General features: G+C 54.9%; 15 protein-coding genes. 9 read left to right on the forward strand and 6 right to left on the reverse strand.

Going from position 1 to position 20,592, the window contains the following annotated elements; genetic code table 11:
- Positions 1-50 precede the first annotated feature (50 nt).
- From BUB55_RS01080 to BUB55_RS01090, 3 genes are all read left to right on the forward strand, one after another.
- Positions 51-2,126, forward strand: a complete 2,076-nt coding sequence (locus BUB55_RS01080) for a FecR domain-containing protein (RefSeq protein ID WP_083596805.1) — start codon at positions 51-53, stop codon at positions 2,124-2,126.
- Positions 2,126-5,746 (forward strand): right-handed parallel beta-helix repeat-containing protein, encoded by a 3,621-nt coding sequence (locus BUB55_RS01085; protein ID WP_073187419.1) that lies wholly within the window; start codon positions 2,126-2,128, stop codon positions 5,744-5,746. Before BUB55_RS01080 ends, BUB55_RS01085 begins: the two co-directional genes overlap by 1 nt.
- Before the next feature lie 67 nt (positions 5,747-5,813).
- Positions 5,814-7,394 (forward strand): NAD(P)/FAD-dependent oxidoreductase, encoded by a 1,581-nt coding sequence (locus tag BUB55_RS01090; RefSeq protein WP_073187421.1) that lies wholly within the window; start codon positions 5,814-5,816, stop codon positions 7,392-7,394.
- A gap of 18 nt (positions 7,395-7,412) precedes the next feature.
- On the opposite strand, the gene BUB55_RS01095 is transcribed toward BUB55_RS01090, so the two are convergent.
- The 3 genes from BUB55_RS01095 to BUB55_RS01105 all read right to left on the reverse strand — a co-directional run bounded on the left by BUB55_RS01095 (position 7,413) and on the right by BUB55_RS01105 (position 10,993).
- Positions 7,413-7,691 carry a hypothetical protein gene (locus tag BUB55_RS01095; RefSeq protein ID WP_143152827.1) on the reverse strand — a complete coding sequence of 93 codons (279 nt, stop codon included), beginning with the start codon at positions 7,689-7,691 and terminating at the stop codon, positions 7,413-7,415.
- A 207-nt stretch (positions 7,692-7,898) separates the two neighbouring features.
- Entirely contained in the window at positions 7,899-10,004 is a 2,106-nt protein-coding gene (locus BUB55_RS01100; RefSeq protein WP_143152828.1) for a cytochrome c biogenesis protein, read from the reverse strand.
- On the reverse strand, positions 10,001-10,993 hold the full coding sequence (locus BUB55_RS01105; protein WP_083596806.1) for a metallophosphoesterase: 993 nt from the start codon (positions 10,991-10,993) through the stop codon (positions 10,001-10,003). Before BUB55_RS01105 ends, BUB55_RS01100 begins: the two co-directional genes overlap by 4 nt.
- 25 nt (positions 10,994-11,018) lie before the next feature.
- Here BUB55_RS01105 and BUB55_RS01110 point away from each other — a divergent pair, with 25 nt between their 5' ends.
- On the forward strand, positions 11,019-11,555 hold the full coding sequence (locus BUB55_RS01110; protein ID WP_073187429.1) for a DUF5662 family protein: 537 nt from the start codon (positions 11,019-11,021) through the stop codon (positions 11,553-11,555).
- On the opposite strand, the gene BUB55_RS01115 is transcribed toward BUB55_RS01110, so the two are convergent.
- Positions 11,521-13,857, reverse strand: a complete 2,337-nt coding sequence (locus BUB55_RS01115; protein WP_073187431.1) for an ATP-dependent helicase — start codon at positions 13,855-13,857, stop codon at positions 11,521-11,523. The two genes, BUB55_RS01110 and BUB55_RS01115, sit on opposite strands and share 35 nt — an antisense overlap.
- A 100-nt stretch (positions 13,858-13,957) precedes the next feature.
- Here BUB55_RS01115 and BUB55_RS01120 point away from each other — a divergent pair, with 100 nt between their 5' ends.
- From BUB55_RS01120 to BUB55_RS01130, 3 genes are all read left to right on the forward strand, one after another.
- Positions 13,958-14,791 (forward strand): CvfB family protein, encoded by an 834-nt coding sequence (locus tag BUB55_RS01120; protein ID WP_073187433.1) that lies wholly within the window; start codon positions 13,958-13,960, stop codon positions 14,789-14,791.
- A gap of 124 nt (positions 14,792-14,915) precedes the next feature.
- Positions 14,916-15,911, forward strand: a complete 996-nt coding sequence (locus BUB55_RS01125; RefSeq protein ID WP_073187435.1) for an FISUMP domain-containing protein — start codon at positions 14,916-14,918, stop codon at positions 15,909-15,911.
- A 48-nt stretch (positions 15,912-15,959) separates the two neighbouring features.
- Entirely contained in the window at positions 15,960-16,742 is a 783-nt protein-coding gene (locus BUB55_RS01130; RefSeq protein WP_073187437.1) for a CAP domain-containing protein, read from the forward strand.
- Between the two features lie 11 nt (positions 16,743-16,753).
- Here the strand turns inward: BUB55_RS01130 and BUB55_RS01135 are convergent, their stop codons facing one another.
- On the reverse strand, positions 16,754-17,464 hold the full coding sequence (locus BUB55_RS01135) for an OmpA family protein (RefSeq protein ID WP_073187439.1): 711 nt from the start codon (positions 17,462-17,464) through the stop codon (positions 16,754-16,756).
- A 175-nt stretch (positions 17,465-17,639) separates the two neighbouring features.
- On the opposite strand from BUB55_RS01135, the gene BUB55_RS01140 reads away from it, so the two are divergent.
- Entirely contained in the window at positions 17,640-18,722 is a 1,083-nt protein-coding gene (locus tag BUB55_RS01140; protein WP_073187440.1) for a hypothetical protein, read from the forward strand.
- Between the two features lies 1 nt (position 18,723).
- Here the strand turns inward: BUB55_RS01140 and BUB55_RS01145 are convergent, their stop codons facing one another.
- A complete protein-coding gene (locus BUB55_RS01145; RefSeq protein ID WP_073187442.1) occupies positions 18,724-19,485 on the reverse strand; it encodes a phosphatase PAP2 family protein in 762 nt (253 codons plus the stop codon).
- A gap of 92 nt (positions 19,486-19,577) precedes the next feature.
- Between BUB55_RS01145 and BUB55_RS01150 the strand changes: the two genes are divergently transcribed.
- Entirely contained in the window at positions 19,578-20,510 is a 933-nt protein-coding gene (locus tag BUB55_RS01150; protein ID WP_234971746.1) for an ArsR/SmtB family transcription factor, read from the forward strand.
- Positions 20,511-20,592: the final 82 nt, after the last annotated feature.

Consider the following 20,592-nt stretch of genomic DNA (forward strand, 5'->3'; position numbering starts at 1 on the left):
ACAAATAATAGATATATTTAAATTGATTTACATCTCTATCGAGAGGTTTTATGTCATATTCTGCAAATTTTAAGGTTGTAGCAACTCTTCTCGCGGTGCTGGTATCCCTATCGGCGGCCGCCAAAAGCGGCAAAATTCGCTATGCCGTGGGCGAACCCGAGAACAAAGTTATCTTGCATCCCAACGGCAAACAGGAAGAAGCCAAAATCGGCGGAAAGATCAAAGAAAAAGACAAAGTGCGCACCGGTCTGGAATCCCAAGTCATTGTCGCCCTCCCCGACGGGAGTACCATCTCGATCGAAGAAAACTCCCTAGTCGAATTTTCCACACTCAATGCCGAAAACGGCATTCAGACCGCCATGACCGACGTCAAGCAGGGCAAGGTCAGGTTCGACGCCCAAAAGCAGACCGGCAAAAGCAGCTTCCAGTTCAAAACCGGAACGGCAACGGCCGCCATCCGCGGAACCGAAGGTGGCGCAGGCATCACCCCCAAGAACAGACCCGTCTACGCATTGAACTCCGGCCTCATCGAAGTGAACGACCAGTGCGGCGCCAAAACCTCCGTTTCGGCAGGCGAAGCTGTAATTGGCGACGGCAAATGCGGATTTAGGAAATTCAAGCTAAAACACGCCGGCGATACCAAGGTCATGGACCAGCTCCTTAAACTGGGCGACGCCGACAACCTGAGCAACGAAGAAGTGCAAAAGCAACTTGACGTGATCAGCGAAGCCATCGACAAGGCCATCACCGAAAAAATCATCAAAACGGTCTGTACCGCAGAAGGCGTCCCCGACACTGTCACCAAGAACAGCCTGACCACCAACATCAACTGCGCCTCTGAAGTCCCCAACACCTTGACCGTCAACGGAACCACGTTCCAAGGAACCAGCTCGGGTTCGTACACCATTGAATGGATCGACAACGCTCTGGGCGTCAAGCGTTTTGACCTCATTTGCAAGGACACCGTGGACCTGGTCGGCATTATCCAAGCACAACTCAAGGAATTCGGTAAGCAAAAGAAAAAGAACCAGTCGGATATCGAAAAAGCAAACTTCTTCTTGAACCTTCTCCCAAACAACCTGAAAAAAGCGGAATATGAGTTCACCTGCGGATCCATCGAGTTCATGTACTACGACCCGGCAATCGACTCCCTCAACAAGGCGCGTCTAGATTCCCTAGAAAAGCAGGATTCTCTCAGCAAGGGTGAGACTCACGACAAGGAGTTAAGCGTAAACGTCAATGTCGAAAAGACATGCGACAACGGCGCCATTGACATCGAGGGAAAAATCTCGGGTCATCCCACGCAGGTTTCCTTTGTGCTTGGTCCCACAACCGAGACCCTCAACTTGGACTCCAGCCAAACAGAATTTACGCACAGCATCTCGGTCAACGACCAAAAGAAAAACTGGAATGCAACAGAACTCGTGGTGACGGTGACCCTCAAGGACGGATCCACCCTCGTTCAAAAACTACCGATTTCCATCAACAAGGCTTGCAAGACCATCAACACCAACAAGCCCGCCGTTACCATTGTGAACCAGCAAACCGGCATTCCCATAGCCCCCTGCAAGGCATCCTTCAAGATTTCCAACAACACCGACGACGAGGGCATTGGCTCCCTGTTCATTGACGGAGACCTCATCAAGGAATTCAACATACAGAACAACGACGCGGAAGACTTCGCCCTTGCTAGCGGAACGCACACCTATAAGATCGTATTCAATGACCAGGCGGGCAATACCAACAGCGCACAAAGCAAACTGGTCTGCCTGGACCCGAACAACACCGCCTACATTGCCATTGACGGCATTCGCAGTCCCTCTAGTAAGCGTTTGCGCGTGCCGCCCCCACCCCGGGACGTCAACAAGTACATTTACAAGAATATGCGCTACGAAATCAAGAACATCAAAAACGACGACTACTCCCAGATTGAAAGCATCACCATCACCCAGTCTGGCGTAAACGGCAACGTGTTCTACCTGAGCAACGCAAACAACGGGATTGACCATTTGACTTTCAACCAGAACATTGCGTTAGAGCGTAACAAGACCACAACCGTCAAGGTCAGGGTCAAGCTTTATAACGGCAAGATTCTTGAGAACAGCATAACTTACGAGGCCCGTTAATGAAGAACTCCTATCGCTTTATTCTCTCTTCCATAGCCCTTGGTTCGGCACTCGTATTTGCTCAACAGGCGGCACCCGCGTCTACAGCAGCACAGCCGGCAGCTGCGCCCGCACCTGCCGCAGAACCTGCACCCGCGCCCGCTGCGCAGGCTACCCCGGCTCCTGCCGCAGAACCCGCACCCGCGCCCGCTGCGCAGGCTACCCCGGCTCCTGCCGCAGAACCCGCACCCGCGCCCGCTGCGCAGGCTACCCCAGCTCCTGCCGCAGAACCCGCACCCGCGCCCGCTGCGCAGGCTACCCCAGCTCCTGCCGCAGAACCCGCACCCGCGCCCGCCGACTCCGCCAAGCCCGCTGAAGCCGCTGCCGCCCCGGCCGACTCCGCTGCCCCGATAGCCGTCGCAGACAGCACCGCCGCGCCCGCCGACTCGAGCGCCCCGGCCGACTCCGTTGCCCCGGTAGCCATCGCAGACAGCGTGAACGCGGCCACCGCCGACACGGCAAAGGTCGCCGCAGAGCCCTCCAAGCCCGAGGTCAAAATGCTCACAGGCAAAGAGATCTCTGGTGACGTTCACGGCATGCTCTCTGTCGATGAATCCCCGTACCTCGTCACCGGCAACATCACCATTGACGAGAACAAGGCCCTTTACATTCAACCCGGCGTAACACTTCTGTTTATGCCGGGCACGGGACTCTACGTCAACCGCGGTCAACTCATGGCCTCTGGCAATAGCAGCGCACCTGTCGTATTCCGCTCTGCAAAAGAGCCCGGCACCGCAGGCGATTGGAAGGGAATCTACCTCACCGGCGAAAAGCCGTTCAACCTGCGAGGCATTACCGTTCAGGACGCCGAAGTGGGCATTGCCATTGAAAAGGGCAACCTCAACCTTCAATCGTCCAAGATTGCGAGCACCAGTTCCCGCGGCATTTACACCCGCGACGGCGAAGCCATCGTCATGGACTGCGAATTCACTGGAAACAAGGGCGTAGGTCTCCATGCAGCGAACTACGCCATGGTCAACGTGGAACGCAGCAACTTCAGCAAGAACAACATCGCGTTACTGAACTCCGAACTCGCCAACACCATCGTCCTCGGGAGTAAATTCCAAGAAAACGAATACGGTGTCATGGGCAAAGAGAACAACCTGTTCTACTTCCACGAAACAAACGTGAGCAACAACAACGTGGGTGCCGCCGGTATAGACATCCTGGATCCCTCGGTCATTGCAAGCGTCAGCCAAAACAACAAGGACTTTGGTTCCACCTCCATCGATTTCCTCGCCACGCTCCCGCCGAACCCCGAGATTCCCGGTGTCGACAGCCGCCCGTTTGACCCCAACGACAAGATTGGCGTGTTGACCCGCGAAGCCGAAGCCAAAAAGGCAGAACCGGGAGACAAAGCCTGGACCATCATGGGCAACGCCATGCTCGGTGGCAAATACCATTATGTGCGAACCCGCACCAATCACGGCGACACTAAAGTCATTGGAAACGACACTCTTGAATCTGGCGACCGCTACAAAAACGTTTTCCAGGTTCCCGGCTTTGGCGCCGAGGCCAGCGCCTACCTTTATATGCAGTCTGCTGACGGCAAGACCATCGAGTTCAACACCGACATTACAGGCGACAGCTGGAACCACTTCTCACCGAACCCGGTCACCTTGAGCTATACCGATGAACGCCACCACCTTGTTTTGGGCGACCTGCAAAAGACGGGCGGCGAAATCTACATGAGCGGACTCCCCATCTTTGGTGTAGACTACACCCTCTCCCTCCTCAAAAACCACGTGGACGCCCCGCTCTTTGAGCTGAATGGATTCTTTGGCGAAGCCAAACGCAGCATGGTTCCTGACGACCGTCACCCGTACATCTACAAGAACTATATTGAAGACGGCACGGCTCAAGCCCAGCGTATTGCCTACGGCGGATCCTTCAAGTGGGCTCCGGTACGCCGCTTTGACGCCAAGTTCGGCGCCATTTACGCCAACGACGAATTGCACGACCCGCTTATTCGCGAAGGCGCGAGCAACAAGACCGTAACCGCCGATCCCATGATTGAAGCGTTCACCATGTATGCCGACGGAAACTGGCTGTTCTTCCCGGGCGACATCGAACTCAATGGACAAATCGCCGTGGGTCACGCCGATACCACCGACGTTTTCCGCGAACGCGCCATCAACCAGGTGTTTGACAAAGCCGGGCTCGAAGTCAATTCTTACACAACCCTGCGCAAGTTGATGCAGAATTCCAACAACATCAACTCCCTGAGCCACGCCGAACTGGTAGAAATCTTTGGCGAGAGCACGGTCCTCCGCGATTCCGAGATGAAAGACTCCCTCCGCGCGCTCATCAAGGACGCCAGGGATGTCCAGCGCACCGCCGAAGATGACCGCGATGACGGACGCGTGCTTGGCGAAAACTGGGGGAGCCAGAGCATCGCCCTAAGCGCATCGCTTAACTGGAACATCTACAAGACGCGTATTTACGGCCGCGTAAAATACGTGGGCGAAGACTTCTACAGCGCCGGTTCCGACAACCAGCTTGCAGACTCCCGTCAGTTCAACGCCCGCCTAGAACAGGAAGTCTTCAAATTCTGGAATCTTGGTTTAGAGTACCAGATCGATGTCGAGAATGCCGCCAGCGGCAGCAAAACCAACCTGTTTGGCCTGAACGAGGGCAGCCGTTGGGGCTTGTTCTCGGGCGAGAGCAACGGATGGCTTGCCGAGCGCGAACTCGAAAACGACCGCACCAAGTACATTCACAGCATTTCTAACGACCATACGTTCGACATCAATAAAAACATCCGTGTTACCGCGGGTTACGACCTCCAGTACCAGAGGCAATACCGCAACAACCAGCTGCATGGCGACTACATTCTCGAAGATGGCATTTACAACGACGACTGGTTCAAGGCACGCAAGGATCGCGCTACTTCCAAGATCGTTGTTGACGGTGACACGACGCTTGTGGACTCTGCTCGCTGGGCCGAGTACAACTCCCTTTCGGGCGAAGACTATCTTGCCTCCAAGTTCCTGGAACGCATTTACAAGCACACCATCAGGGCTGGCGTAAGCGTCAAGGCGTTCAAGACGACGTTCAAGGCAGATGGCCGCTGGACCTTCCGTATAGACGCCTCCGAGTTCCTCCACGACGACCTCATCGAGGACATGGATTTGAGCGACGAGACCTGGTCGATGCTCGGCTACTACTATGGCGGAGCCGACTACTTTGAGCACACCTACCCGATTTCGGCGACGACCTTCCTCCAAAACATCCAGAACCGCTTTGCCTTGACTCCGCGATTCAAGAGCTACAAGCGCGACGACATGGAAGAATCCGAAATCTCAATCAGCGACGAATTCGAAATCGGATTCCTGAACCGGTTCCTGATTCTCGGCGTAAATGCCGAATTCCGCTACATGACTACCGAATGGGAAGAAGCTGACGAAAAGTTCGACGAGAGCGAAACCGACCTTTTGGGAGGCCTCAACCTCCGCGTAAACCACACCAAGCACTTCTATAGCGAATGGTATACCGGTGGTGCCCGCTACATGCGTCCAGACGACCGTTCCAGCGACTACACCGACATTTACGGCGGCGTAAACCTGAACTACATTTTCTAACCGACGCCATATCTTTTGAAAGACGCCGAGAATCAAAGCCTCGACGTCTTTTTTTATATTAGGCATCATGTTCACGTACCGCTTTAGAGAGCTCCCTGTAGACCTGCGCCAAAAAGGCAAGGTCCGCGAAGCATTGGCCCGCGAGCTGCGAGTACATCCTGAACAAATTTTCAACCTGAACGTGGAACGATTCGCCCTGGACTCGCGCCGGCGCGGCGAGCCGCACTGGAACTACAATGTCATTTTTGACGTGAACCAAAAACTGCGTGCCACCGGGAGCGCCGCCCGAGATTTGACCGAAGCAAGCCGCGAGAAGGAATCGCTGGAGAGTGACCCGCTAAAGACGAGTGTCCCCATGGCAAGCCACGTGAGCGTTGTGGGAGCCGGCCCTGCGGGACTGTGGGCCACGCTCCACCTGCTGCGTCGCGGATTCACTGTGGACTTGTACGAGCAGGGCAAACCTGTCGAAGAACGTTTCCGCGACATCCGCAGGTTCTTCGCCGAACGCGTCTTTAACGAGCATTCCAACGTACTGTTCGGCGAAGGCGGGGCCGGCGCGTTCAGCGATGGCAAACTTAACACCCGAAGCCGCAATGCTTTTTCGGAAGCCGTCCTCAAAGACATGGTAAACTTCGGCGTAGACGAAAGCGTGGTCACGTTTGCCAAGCCGCACATCGGCACCGACCGCCTGGTTTTAATGCTCCGCAAAATCCGTGCCGAAATCACACGCCTCGGAGGGGGCATCCACTTTTACACCGCCCTCGAAGACATCGAAATCAAGGACGCCCGTGTCGTCGCAATCAAGGTCGCCGGGCAATGGAAGCCCTGCGAAACGCTTGTCCTTGCCACGGGCCACTCCGCACGCCAAATTTACGAGCTCCTGCACGCCCGCGGCGTCGCCCTCGAAAGCAAGGCTTTTGCCATGGGCGTTCGCGTAGAACACCCGCAGGCGCTCATCAACCTGCGTCAACTCGGCAAGGGAGTTGATACAAGCCTCACGGGCAGCGCCGAATACGCGCTCACCGCCAAGACACTCAACGGGACCTCCGCCGCCTACAGTTTTTGCATGTGCCCGGGAGGCGTGCTGGTGCCTTGCGCCTCGGAACCGGGGACACTTGCCACCAACGGCATGAGCTACAGCCGCCGCAACGGCCCCTTCGCCAACGGCGCCATCGTTGTCCCCATCCAGGCGAGCGAAACGCTTTTTGGCGGACTCGAATTCCAACGCAAAATCGAGCTGGATGCCTACCGCGTGGGCGGCATGAACTACGCCGCCCCCTCGCAAAGCATTCGCGCCTTCCTCGCCCACCACGCCGACAAATCCCTACCCAAGTCCACCTACCCCTGCGGGCTCGCCGCAAGCAACCTGTGGGACTGGCTTGACAAGACCATTTGCAAGTCGCTCGCCGAAGGCTTCCAAAACTTTGACCGCAAGATTCCCGGCTTTATTGACCAGGGATTGATTGTCGCGCCCGAGACGCGCACCAGTTCACCGCTACGCATCACGCGCAACAACGACACACTCGAAAGCGTGAACACACAAGGCCTATTTGTACTAGGTGAAGGCGCCGGCTACTCGGGCGGCATCGTCACCAGCGCCGCCGACGGCGTAAGGCTCGCCCTGCGAGCTAAAAAAGAACAAGCCTAAACGAAATACGAAAAGGCTTTAGTTGGAGGAGCAGGCTGACGACCTTTTGTCCTCGGCAACACGAGTCCAGGTACCGGCACCATCGCATTCGGCAAAGTCACCGTCCCATTCTTCAATCCTGACGCGCTCGCACTTTTTGCTCTTGGTGCAGGCGGTGCCAAAATTGTTCAACAAATCGTCCATGGTCTTAGTACTATCGGGGAGTTCAATTTCCGCCGAGGAACTATTGTCGGAACAAGCAACAAAGCCGAACAGGGTCACCGCAAACAACAAAAAAGCCAACTTTTTAACTAACATAAAAGCTCCTATTTGTTAGCACTTTACAAAACAAGTATAGCTTTTTTAGAGAAGGCTCAGTCAATCAAACGCCCCATAATGATGATAGACAGCGAATAATAAATTGTCTTGAAAATCATGGATTCCTCCATTTTTATTGTTTTTTCAAAACAACACCGTAGGCCCCATGTTAAAATAACAACTTTAAGGGTTACAAAAGCACACAAATTACCTTTTTAGCACTTTTTTGCGATAAACTAGCAACAAAACAAGACAATCTGCCATTACAAAGCCTATGAGCCATGCCGCCGTACCGTTTTGGAAGCCGTAGCTGTGGAGTCCCACACCGAGCAAGTTTACCCCAAACCAGCAGAGGAAGGTGACCATCACGTTGAAGCTGTTGAACAAGGCGAACCCGCGGGCGCTCACCAAATGGCCCACCCGCAGGTGAAGCCCGAGCATCGCCCAGAGAATTACGAACAGCGCTCCGCATTCCTTGGGGTCAAATCCCCAAAAGCGACCCCAGGCAAAGTCGGCCCACACACCGCCGAGCAGCGTACCGATTATAGTAAACAGCGCACCGAAAGCAAGCGTTCCTTTCAGCAGGGCATAAAGCGGCGAGCCCTTCGGGTTTTCGGGCGTCGGGAGTGCCGTTCGATTCCTAATCAAAACCAGGTGCGCCACCACTCCCGAAAGGATCATCCCGGCAAAGCCAAGCGCAATGGTAAACACGTGTACCGTAAGGAATACAGAGGAATTGAGCGCTGCGGGAATCGGCTGGAATAGGTTCCCAGGCTCCAGAATGAACTTGGCAAAGAAGAGGAGCAGCGCAGCCATGAAGGCAACGGGAATCATCAAGGAAAACGTGCGTCTTTTGCAAAGGAGGAACGCCCCCGATTCAAAGGCGAGCAACAAAAGCGATATCAGAAGCACGATTTCGTACAAACTGGAAAGCGGCGGACGGCCCAGGATGTAGAACCGGAAAGCAAACAGCACAGCAAGAATCGCAGCCGACAACATACACGCCCCGTTCGCCACGAAATCTACCCTGCGGGACCTGAAAATGAGATTGACCGCAGATAAAAGGCTCGCTATAAAGGCGAATATAAACGCCCACAGCGAAAAATTCATCTTGTTGTAGGAGACTTCCGACTTTGTGCGCCCCCGTTCTTTGGACTTTTTGAAATCGCCCCGTTCAATGGCATCGTAGAGTTGAAGATTTGCCAAAAGACGCTTCATTTCCAAGGTCGCCGGATGTTCGTCGTTTCGGCTGGCATACAGTTCCAAAAGCCCCCGGGAATCCTTCAGCTGGTTGTAACTCACGTAGCGTTGATCCCTGGGCAGGTTCAAGGCATCTTGAACATCGCTGCGTAGGACCTTGAACAAGTTAAACGTACGGGCATTTAGGGAATCGACCTGAACAAAGAACAAAATGTCGCTCGCAGAGTATTTTGCATTATCTCCCTTGTAAGAGACTTTCCCCATCCACTCATCCAGTACGCCCCGGGCAAATGAATCGAAGGAGCGCACCTCGCCCTCCATCAAAACGGGGTCGTCAGGCTCCGACAAGGTCCTTTCAGGCAGGTCGTGATAGGTGTTTTCGGTAGCGCTGGCAGGCACTGGAGCAAAAGTCGCACTCACTACGAGAGCGAGGATACAAACACCCGCCCTGGGGGAGTCCCGCTTTACGCGCACCTTCACCGCGTAATGGAAAAAAGCGCTCAGCAAAAAAAGAAACATGAAGGCGTAAGGCACAAAGTGGAACGGATCGTAGGCAGCCCTATAAAGAGCCACATTCTTGCCGGGAGCCATTTCCACATAACCGCGATACTGCACCGAGTATGGCCAACCTTTGAAAAGCGCTCCATCCACGGGAGCCTGCCCCACGCTATCGCCTGCGGCAAAGAACTTCACCTGGGCAATGTCGGCATCCATCATCGGTTCCTCACCGCCGGTCATGACAGCATACCCGTTGTACTCCTGCCTGAGGGAACTCCCCACCAGGCTGCCAAAAAGTAAAACCAGAAGCGCCACATGCATGCCGTAAAGACCAAGATTCCGCCAGCCGCCATGAACGCCGCGCACCCGCGGCATGCGGTAGAGCATGCTCGCCACCAAGTTCAAGCTGGCAATGACAGCAAGCGACTTGAAGGCGGGTACAGGAATGACGCCCAGCGTCCACACAAAAAAACTTCCGAAAAAGCGGTCGGCGGCATCGGCAGCCGAGAGCCCTGCGGCTTCGGCGTTCGCCTGGCCCAGCACGCCCCAAAAAGTGAGCAACAAAAAGGCTATCAGCACAAGGGCCGTCACCTTGAGCGAGGCGAGCCTTTTCATGCGCAGCCCACCCACACGAACTTGCGTGCATCCAGTTCTTGTTCGCCGTCAAAGCGGTACGCCGCCAAGTGCCCATCACCGCGACAACCCGCCACACTGTAGTCGAGGCAGCAGACATTACTGCGGATCAGTTCGGGAAGTCCCGTAAGCCAGTAATGTCCAAAGAACACCGGACGTTCGTTTTCGCCGTAGTAGCCGCGGTTGCAAAGCTCGGGCGACACGTCGCAGGCGGGGAGTTCCACCCCCGGCTGGAAACTCAATTCCCGCAAAGTCGCGTGCTTCGGGTCCACCCACCAGCGCAAACGCGCCCTTTTGCGCAACACACCTTCCCCGTCGTAAAAGGTAATGCCGTTGGGCAGGTTCATTTCGGGGCCTTTCAAAAAGATGTCCACCGGGTAGAACAGAGAATCCGCGTATTCGCTGTACTGGTCGTTCGCCCGCGCAATGAGTTCGTCAAAGTTGCCATCGGCAAAGCTCTGCACGCCCGCCGCATTGAGTTCCTCGGCACAGCGCAAGTCAAAGCAGGCGTGTTGAGCCCGGAACAAGTCCGTCTCCAAATAGATCGGGAGCGTCTTCAAAAAATCGAGCATCTCGGCGAATTCCGCCTGACGACCCTTGTAGGCTTCCACCGTCTTGACGTGAATCGCCACCTTGTTGAACGTATGTTCACGCAGGTAACCGCCACGAATACTCTTGATTACATGACCGTCGCCGGCTCCATTCGGTTGCCAAAAACTGAGGGCGTTAAATTCATGGTTACCCATCAAGGCAACGGCCGAGCCAGCATCCCGCATGGCTCGCACCAGGTTCACCGTCTCGCGAACCTGCGGCCCGCGGTCAATGTAGTCGCCCAAAAAAACCACCGATCGCGCGCCACCCGGATAACGGAAAGCACCTGCCGACTCCACGTAGCCCAGTTTTTGCAACAACGCGCGAAGTTCATCGCAATGCCCGTGAATATCGCCAATAAAATCGATGGAAGAATTCATACTGGAAATATATATATTTGGAGCCATGATCCACCCGCTCAAGCACTTTATAACGATTACCAAGCACCGGAACGAAGTCATCCGCCTCTGCTTCAAGGCGGGCATTGGATTCCAGGGACTTTTTCACGACTTGAGCAAATACAGCCCTTCGGAATTCATCCCCGGGGCCATCTACTGCACCGGCAAAGAGTCGCCCAACAACGGCGAGCGCCGCGAAAAGGGTTACAGCCTTGCGTGGATGCACCACAAGGGCAGAAACAAGCACCACTTTGAATTTTGGTACGACTACGACCTGGTCACCAAAAAGATCGTGCCCATGGACATGCCCGACCGTTACATCAAGGAGATGTTCTGCGACCGCGTGGCCGCCTCCAAAACGTACAACAAGGAAGGCTACACCCAGAAGTCGCCGTTACTCTACCTCACCAAGAGCACCGCCCACGAAAAGATGACCGAAAGGACCTACCAAAAGTTGCTATACCTTTTGAAGATGCTCGCCGAAAAAGGCGAAAAGGAGACTCTCCGCTTTATTCGTGGGTGTCAGGATTTGCCAACGGGGTAGTGTCACCCTCTACAACCGCCTTGAGCGGATACTCAAAGTGGATGGCGCGCGGGGTCGCCACATTGTCGAAACGTATTGTATAGCCGAAGTTCTCTTCATCTACCTTTTCCACCGTCCCGAAACCCAGAATGCGGTGATGCACACGAGCGCCCACGCCAAAGGCGGCCTTCGGAATCATCGCGGAGTCGAGCGGTCCGTCACCCAACAAGTCGCGATTGCGATCCGCCTCGGCTATGTGCTCCCGCGCAGCGCGGTACCATTCCTCGTTAAAGCCATTCACGATGTGCAGGTCGGCAAGGTCCATCTCCAATAAAAAGCGCGACGGGTAACGCACCGCCTCCTCGCCCGCCCCACCGCCCTCGGCATCACTCAAAAAGAGTCCGTCCTCGGCACGGGTGAACGCCACGTATGCAAGGCGGCGTTCCTCCTCGAGCTGGATCTTGGTCTGCACCTTTTTGGCGGGGAAAAAGCCCTCGTTCATGCCGCACACGAACACGTAAGGGAACTCGAGCCCCTTCGCGTTGTGAATGGTCATGAGCTGCACCTGGTCCTTGTCGCCCGGGTCCTCGTCGGCGTTGGTAAAGAGCACGACGTTTTGCAGGTACTCGTCGAGTGTCGCGTCCTCTTCAAAGTACTTTTCGAACTCCATGAGGCCCTGCTTGAACTCGGCGAGGTTATCGAGGCGGTTGTCGTCGCCATCGAGGCGGAGCATCTCCTCGTAACGGCTCTCCTGGAGCATTTTGGTGAGCGTCTCGGAAGGGCGCATCGACGGGTAGTCGCGGCGGAACTTCTCGATGAGGTCCACATACTCGGCCACACGGCTCTTGGCAATAAAACCGCGGCAGTCAAAACCCGTTTCCCTAAGAGTCTGGTCGGCCACGGCGTCGCCGGAGCGGGCCATATTCACAACCTCGACCAGAGTCTCGTACAGGTTCAGGCCAAGACTCGCGGCTAAATCCTGCAAGGCAACCAGTTTCTTGTTGCCGAACATGCGCTTGGGCGTATTCACTGTCCGCACAAACGAGAGGTCGTCGCCATACACCAGCATGCGCAAATAGCAAATGACATCCTTCACCTCTTGCCGCTGGTAGAACCCCACTCCGCTGTACACCTTGTACGGCACGTTCGCCGACATCAGGGCCTCTTCAATAGAGCGCGACTGCGAATGCATGCGATAAAGGACCGCGATATCGCGGCGCTTGACACCGATGGCAGTAAGGCCCTCGATTTGAGAGACTATCCACCCCGCCTCCTCGCGCGTGTTCTTAGCGTGGCAAAAGAGGGGCGTGCGGCCGCCGCTACGCATGGGCTTCAACTGTTTGTCGATGCGGTACTGGTTGTTTTTAATGACCCGGTTGGGGATTTTCAAAATCGAGGGCGTCGAGCGGTAGTTGTTCTGCAGCAATATGGTGCGGGTGTTCTCATGGAACTTGTCGAATTCCAAAATGCGGTTCACGTCGGCACCGCGCCAGGTGTAAATAGTCTGGTCCGGGTCGCCTACCACAAACAGGTTCTTGTGGTAACCCGAGAGCAGGTCGGCGAGCATGTACTGCTGTCCATCAATATCCTGGAACTCGTCCACCATCACATACATCATACGCTCTTGCCACTTTTTGAGTTTTTCGGGGAAGTGCTGCAATATATAGATGGTCACCAAAATGAGGTCGTCAAAGTCCAGCGCGAAAATCTTCTTTTGCTCGTACAAGTAGCGGTAGTAGACCCGCATCCACTTATCGGGGGCACCCTCCACCATCTTGAGGAGCGATTCCGCGTCGTGCTCCGCAAAAAAGGGCACGTGGTCCATCTCGTTAGCCTTGCGTCCGCCAATAAAGTCGAGCGCACTGCTGATCTTCATGTCGGAGAGCTGCATACGGAGTTCGCCATAGGCCTTTTTGAGGATGGACTTTTGGTCCTCCTCGTCCAAAATCATGAACTCCTTGGGGTAATTGAGCACGTGGATTTCTTCGCGCAAAAAACGGACACAAAAACCGTGGAAAGTCGAAATGTAGCCCGAATCGTCGCCCTTCGCCATTTTACGGATGCGGTTCTTCATCTCGGTGGCGGCCTTGTTGGTGAAGGTCACGCAAAGGATGTGCGAAGGCGAAATCCCGAGTTCGTTGAGCAGGTAAAGGTAACGGTGTGTGAGCGTGCGGGTCTTGCCCGAGCCCGCGCCGGCGATGACGCGCACAAAGCCCTCGGTCGTCGTAACGGCCTCGCGCTGTTCCGCATCCAAATGCGAAACATCCCAGGCGGGCGACCCGCCCACTACGACCTCGTTTTGCTTGTTTACCGGCAGCTGCATATAGTGAACATTTGTTTTACTGCACATAATATAGCTAATTATTACGACAAAGTCAAATTTTCCAAATTTTTTTCAGCTAAAAGAAAGCTATATTTGGGGCATGGAACTTGGAAAATACAACAAAGCCCGTGTCGAGAGCATCATGCCGCAAGGTTACTACCTGGAACTGGAGACCGGCGGGCGCGTGCTCCTCCCGGGCAACCAGAACAAGTTCCAGCTGGAATTGGGCGAAATCGTCGACGTGTTCGTGTACATGGACTCCGAAGACCGCCCCATCGCGACCTTCGACAAGCCGTACGCCCAGGCGGGCGAATTCGCCGTACTCACCGTCAAGGAAGTGAACCGCTTTGGTGCGTTCCTCGACTGGGGCATCAACAAGGACCTCATGCTCCCCTTCAAGCAGCAGCTAGGGGAACTCCAAAGGGGCGACAAGTGCGTCGTCTACGTGCTTGAAGACGAAAAGAGCGGGCGCCTCGTGGCGACCGAAAAAATCAAGAGCTTTTTGGACTTGAACACCGAAGACCTCCACATTGGCGAACGCGTGCAACTCGCCGCCTACGAGGTCACTCCCGACTACGTGGACTTTTTGGTCAACTACCGCTACACGGGCCGCCTTATGGTGCAGCCGGGTACACCGCGCATTTACATTGGCGACACCATGACGGGCTACATCCAGCGTTTCACCAGCGACGGCAAAATCACCCTGAATCTGACTCCCGTTGGGTACAAGGGGATCATGAACAGCGAGAGTCCCGCCGCCATCATGGAAAAGCTCGAGGCCGCAGGCGGATTTTTGCCCTACGGCGACCACACCGACCCCGAAACAATACGCCAGGAGTTCGGAATGTCCAAAAAAACGTTCAAAAAAATCCTGGGGACTTTGTTCAAAGAGGGCAAAATCCAGCTCGGTGACGACGGATTCCGGGGCATATAGTCCCAAAAATCTTCTCTGTAAACATTATTTTTTGAGATTTTTTTTCGGGAGGCTCCTCAACTCCCGTTTTCGGTATATATTAAAGGTGTAATACTGTTAGTTGACATCGAATCGAGGTGTGGAAATGGGTATTTTGGGCCGTTTGGCTGTGGCCTGCATTTTGGGTACGGGACTCACGTTTGCAGCATCCGTTGTGGATTCCCGCGATCATCACTCTTACAAAACTATGCCCAACGGCAAGTTGAACTGGTTTACCGACAACCTGAATTTTCAGAAGACCGCCAGCTTTGCCGACCATGGCAAGAACCAGTTCTATACGCAAGAAGCCTGGGATGGCGCTTGCCCCACCGGCACGCACCTCCCCGACGTAACCGAGTGGAACGAAATCTACAAGGATCGTTTCACGGGTCCGCGTAAAAAACCGAACGTCAAGTCGTTCGCAGGCAAAACCCGCGGCTACTACCTGATGGGCGACAAGAAGAAAGACACCAAGGGCAAGGACGCCGCCTATTTTGCCATCGCAGGCTCCAACGGCAGGGCGATGATGCTCGATATCAAGCGCGGCGTCGCCAAACCGGTGAGCATACCCAAGGACGCCGCAGTCAACATCCGCTGCGTGGGTGAGCGCAACCTTTATGCCGAAAAGAACGTCTCCAAAGAAGACATGGTCATGACCGACCCGCGTGATGGAAAAAAATACAAAGTCGAAGAAAAAAGCGGACTCCTTTGGATGACTTCCAACCTCAAGTTCAGCCTGCAAAGCGCCAAGCAATGCTTTTTGGAAGACACCGTCTTTTGCAAAAAGCACGGGCGCTTTTACACCCACGCCGAAGCAAAAAAAGCATGCCCCGTCGGCTGGCACCTGCCCGACGACGGCGAATGGCGTGACTTTCAAAAGGACTGGTCCAAGCTGGATTGGAACAACCTGGGCGTCGGCGGCTGCAAGGACTGGGACGAATACTGCGATGAGGGTGCCACAGGCCATTATTGGTCCTCGACCTCCATCACCAAGAACACAGGGCGCTCGTGGGAGTTCCGTCGCGTGGGCAAGAACATCAACCGCACCGACGAGAATGTTCAAAAGGGTCTCTACGTAAGGTGTGTCGCCAGCCTGGAATAGCCCCCGGCAAGGCAACCACCGGTGAGTTTTAAAAAAAAAGGAAAAATTATGCGTAAGTTATGGAAGCTTTTAGGCGCGGGCACCGCAATATCGGTCGCGCTATTCCTTGGAGCCTGTTCCGACGACTCCAGCAACACTACCGGAACGGGTGTGGACCACGGTGAAATCTCCGTGCCGATCCCAGACACTGAAACCGACGCATCGTCGACAAGCGAAGAGACTTCTTCGGCTACCGAAAAGCCGAGCAGTTCCAGCGACGCCACAAGCAGCGAAACAAAGCCCGCGAGCAGCTCCGTAAAAGAAACGTCTTCGGCAAGCGAAGAGACTTCTTCGGCAAGCGAACCACCGAGCAGTTCCGCGACATCAAGCAGTTCTACAGCCGAAGTCGTCGCTAAGAGCTGGCGCGAAAACTGCCTTGACACCATCAACGCCTACCGCGCAACCGAAAACGTCGCCCCGCTCACCCTCGCCGCCGACAGCCTACAAGCTTGCACCGACAAGCAGGCCGCTGCCGACATGGAATCGGGCAAGGCACACGGGCACTTTGGCGACTGCCACGAAGGCGCCCAAAATACAGGACCGAACATCAATACTAGCTGGCAGGGAACCGACACGACCAAGATCGCCTACTACTACGCCAAGATGATGTGGGAAGACGAAAAGAAGCTCGTCACCAGCGGCGAGCGCGACCCCAACAAAGACGAGGACTACAGTTACATTGGCCACTACCTGAATATGCGCAACCCCAGGTACACCAAGGTCGCCTGCGGCTTTGCCGTAAGCAGTGACGGCAAAAAAGCCTGGCTCAACATGAACTTCTACTCCAGGTAGAAGCGTCGCCTTTAAAGTTCGTGAGTTTCCACTTCGTCCGTATTGAGAACGCGAATCTCAATACGGCGATTTTTTTTGCGCCCAGCTTCCGTGGCGTTGTCGGCCTTGGGCTGGCTGGAGCCATAGCCCGTCGCCGTCACGCGGTCCTCGGAAATCCCGTGTTCAATCATGTAGGCGCGCACGCTGTAGGCGCGCTCCGCCGAGAGTTGCTGGTTAAAGCTATCGCCACCTTCGCTGCTGGTATGTCCTTCGATTTCAATACGGGCCTTGGGGTTCCTTTTAAGCCCAGCAATGGCGTTATCCAGCGTTTTGAGCGATGTCGGCACGAGTTCGGCACTCCCCGGTTCAAACGTCACGCCCGTGAGTTCCACGCGCGTATCGTCAAACACGATCGTCACGCCGCCTGTGCTCGCCCCCATGGAAACATACGGGGTTTCACCGCAATCGAACATGCCCGTTACCGTCTCGCACAAAATGGAGTAGGTGTCGCCACGGGGAATCATGATGGCCGCTTCGCCGTTGGCGTCCGTCGTAACCGAAATCCTTTTTTTAGAGTCCTGCTGACCTTCGAACACCAGCCTTTTTTTGGCATGCGGCTCGTCGTCATTGTTCACATACAAAATATTCAGTACCGCGTGCGTCTTGTTGGGGGCCAAATCACGAGCGCCACAAAAAGGGACTGCCATAGATGACGCCAAAACAACCAAAACCCATTTATTCATCGTACACTCCAAATTTTACACCTACACCGATTTTTTCAACTAACGGGCTAAATATATACTCAAAGACGCCCAAAAAGGGGGGGTAAAAAAAACTTTGTTGTTTTTTTTCTAAATTCACAACAAAATTTAACACATGTGAATCTTCAAACAACGAGATTCCACATAAGGAGAGCACATGAATCTCATGAAATTTGCTAGCACCCTGCTTGTTGCAGGCATGGCAACCGCAGTCTTTGCTGCCGACGGCGATTTCAACCTGAAGGGCAACGTCCAGACCCAGGTGACCAAGTCCATCGCCGACGAAGACAACAACTTCAGCAGCGGCTGGATCCGTGCCAACATTGGCGGTCAGTACAAGTCCGACAACCTGGACGCTACCATCATGCTCCGCATTTGGGGCCCGGAATTCGGCAACAGCCTCGTCAAAGGCGTCGACTTCGAAAAGGAATCCACCACCAAGAGCAACATCGACAAGATTCTCGCCGACCTCTACTGGGTCAACTACAAGTGGGCTCTGGGTGAAAAGGACCTCCTGAACTTGAAGATTGGTCGTTGGAAAACCGACTGGTCGCAGTCGACCCACTTTGGTACCTATGTGGACAAGGACCTCACTGTTCGCGGTCTTTGGATGCGTGATTACAGCCACAACGCCGTGGAGATGGGCTGGAAGCACGGTTTGAACCAGTTGACTGCCATGGTCGCAGCCAAGAACGGCACCGCCAACCAGGGCTATGTGCGCATTGAAGACGACATGAAGTTCACCTTCCCCCTGGAATTGAAGGTCGCCTACCGCACCAACGCCGTTGACGTCGTGCAGAACACGGCCTTGCTCACCCACCGTTTGGCCGCTTACGCGAGCTACACCATCTTCCCGGGTCTGCGTGCCTACGGCGAATACGCCTGCATCTACACCCAGGACGAAGAAGACATTGACTACGACGCCCCGAACTACCTCGCTCCCGAATTCAAGTACTACCAGCCGGGCATCTACTTCCAGCCGTTCTACCTGGGTGCCGAACTTCCGGTGGCTGCCGTCCCCGGTTTGAACTACGTCTTGAGCAACCTCATGGTGGAATGGGAATACATCAACAAGCGCGACAACCTCTACCAGGTGACCGAACAGACTTACGACGACTGGGCATGGACTGTCGCCCTCGTAAGGAACATTGGCAAGTCCAAGCTCCAGTTCAGCCTGTACAGCGAAAACGAAATGACCGACCTCGGCCTCGCCTTCCGCCTCACCAGCACCATCAAGTGATCTAGAACATGGCCGTGAGGCCTACGCTATTGAATCCGGCCCAGAGCGATACGCGCTGGGTCTTTTTTTTGTGCATTTCAATCACAGCGAGGCTAATGCCAGTGCCGGCCAGCGCCCCGACAATCACATCGGACGGAAAATGCTTGCCGGCGGCAATGCGGAGCACGCCCACAAAGCCAGCCGCCGAAAGGCTCCCCGCCCACACCAAGGATTTGTACGGTGAGTTCGGGTACAGCTCGCTGAACCACTCCCCCGTAAAGACGGCGACCGTGAACGCCGCAGAAGTGTGCCCGCTAAAAAAGCTCCCGTAAGCTTCACCCTCGGCGTCGGCGGTTTTGGCGGCGCCTTCGCCATCTGTGGCGTAAACGTAGGGGCGCGGCCAAAACGCCATGGAGCGCACCATGAGCCCTATGCCACTCTGCAAGGCCAACGCCTGCGCGAACATGAGCGTATAGGCCCCGAAGTCAGAACCGCGGGCATCGCCCGCATACCAGGAGTAGCCGGCGACAGCGAGCGGCATCACGCCAAAGACCGCGGCCAAATCGCTCGCCTTGTCGGCGGCTTCGCTGTACCGCCCCGCAAAAGGACGGTCCCAAGGCAACAGGTGCGACTCGTCCAAAACATCGTCTTCGCTGGGCACCGCCATTTGCCCCAGGCGGTAATTGCCATAAACGCTTGCAAAGGCCGCAAAGAACGTGAGCGGCATGTCGCGGCTCCACGACAAGGAGTACGGCTGCGCCAGCGCCGGCACAGCAAGTACCATCACGCAAAAAATCTTTTTTATCCAGCCTGCAATCACCCTTAAAAATTAACAACAATCAAGAAGAATACAAGAAAAAAACTTATATTGATAACATGCAACGCGAACCGATTACCCCTACGATGGATTTGTTCGGCGCCATCTCCGACGAGATGCGTCTCAAAATTTTGATGCTCCTGGACCAGGCCGAATTCACGGTCAACGAAATCAAGGACATCTTGGACATCCACCAGAGTAACGCAAGCCGTCACTTGGCCAAACTCTCTGCCTGCGGGCTCCTGAAGGACCGCCGTGACGGAATCAAGGCCTATTACCGCTTGAGCGAGGAACTCCTCCTCTCCAAGCGCATGCTCGCCGTGATTCGCGACGCCTACGGAGAACTCCCCGACAAGGACATTCTGCTTTGCCGAGCCGAACAGACGTTGCAAGACCGCACCGACAAAACCAAAGGTCAAATCCACAAACTGGACCAGGCCGGCGGAAGCCTCAAGGCGCAAATCAGCCTGTTTAGCAAGCTGATGGTCCCTTTCGAGAACGCCGTGGACATCGGCTGTGGCGAAGGCGGCGACTTGAGCCTGATGCTCGCCAACCGTTGCAAAAACGTGACCTCGCTGGATTACGACCCCAAGGTCATTAGCGGACTCCAAAAGATTTTGAAGCAAAAGGGCATCGACAATGTGACGCCGAAGGTCGCCGACATGACCAAGACGGGTCTCCCCGACAATGATGCGGACCTCGTCCTCATGAGCCAGGTCTTGCACCACGCGACCGACCCGCGCCTCGCCCTCAAGGAGGCCATCCGCATTTTAAAACCGGGTGGAACGCTCGCCCTGCTCGACCTCGCCCAGCACAAAGAAGAATCCTTCCGCGAAACGCACGGGCACATTTGGCTGGGATTTGACCGCAGCCAGCTTGAATTCTTTGTGAAGGAATTCAACTGCAAGGTCATCGAAAGCGAAATAATCCCCAGCGAAAACGAAGTAGACAAGAAACTACCCGTAATTTGCATGATTCTTACCAAGAATTAACAAAGCACCGCTTGTTTTTTTGAAAAAATCAAATAAATTTGGAATATAACGAAACAGGAGAAAAAACATGGGCAAAATCATC

The sequence above is a fragment of the Fibrobacter sp. UWP2 genome (assembly GCF_900141705.1).
GTDB lineage: Bacteria > Fibrobacterota > Fibrobacteria > Fibrobacterales > Fibrobacteraceae > Fibrobacter.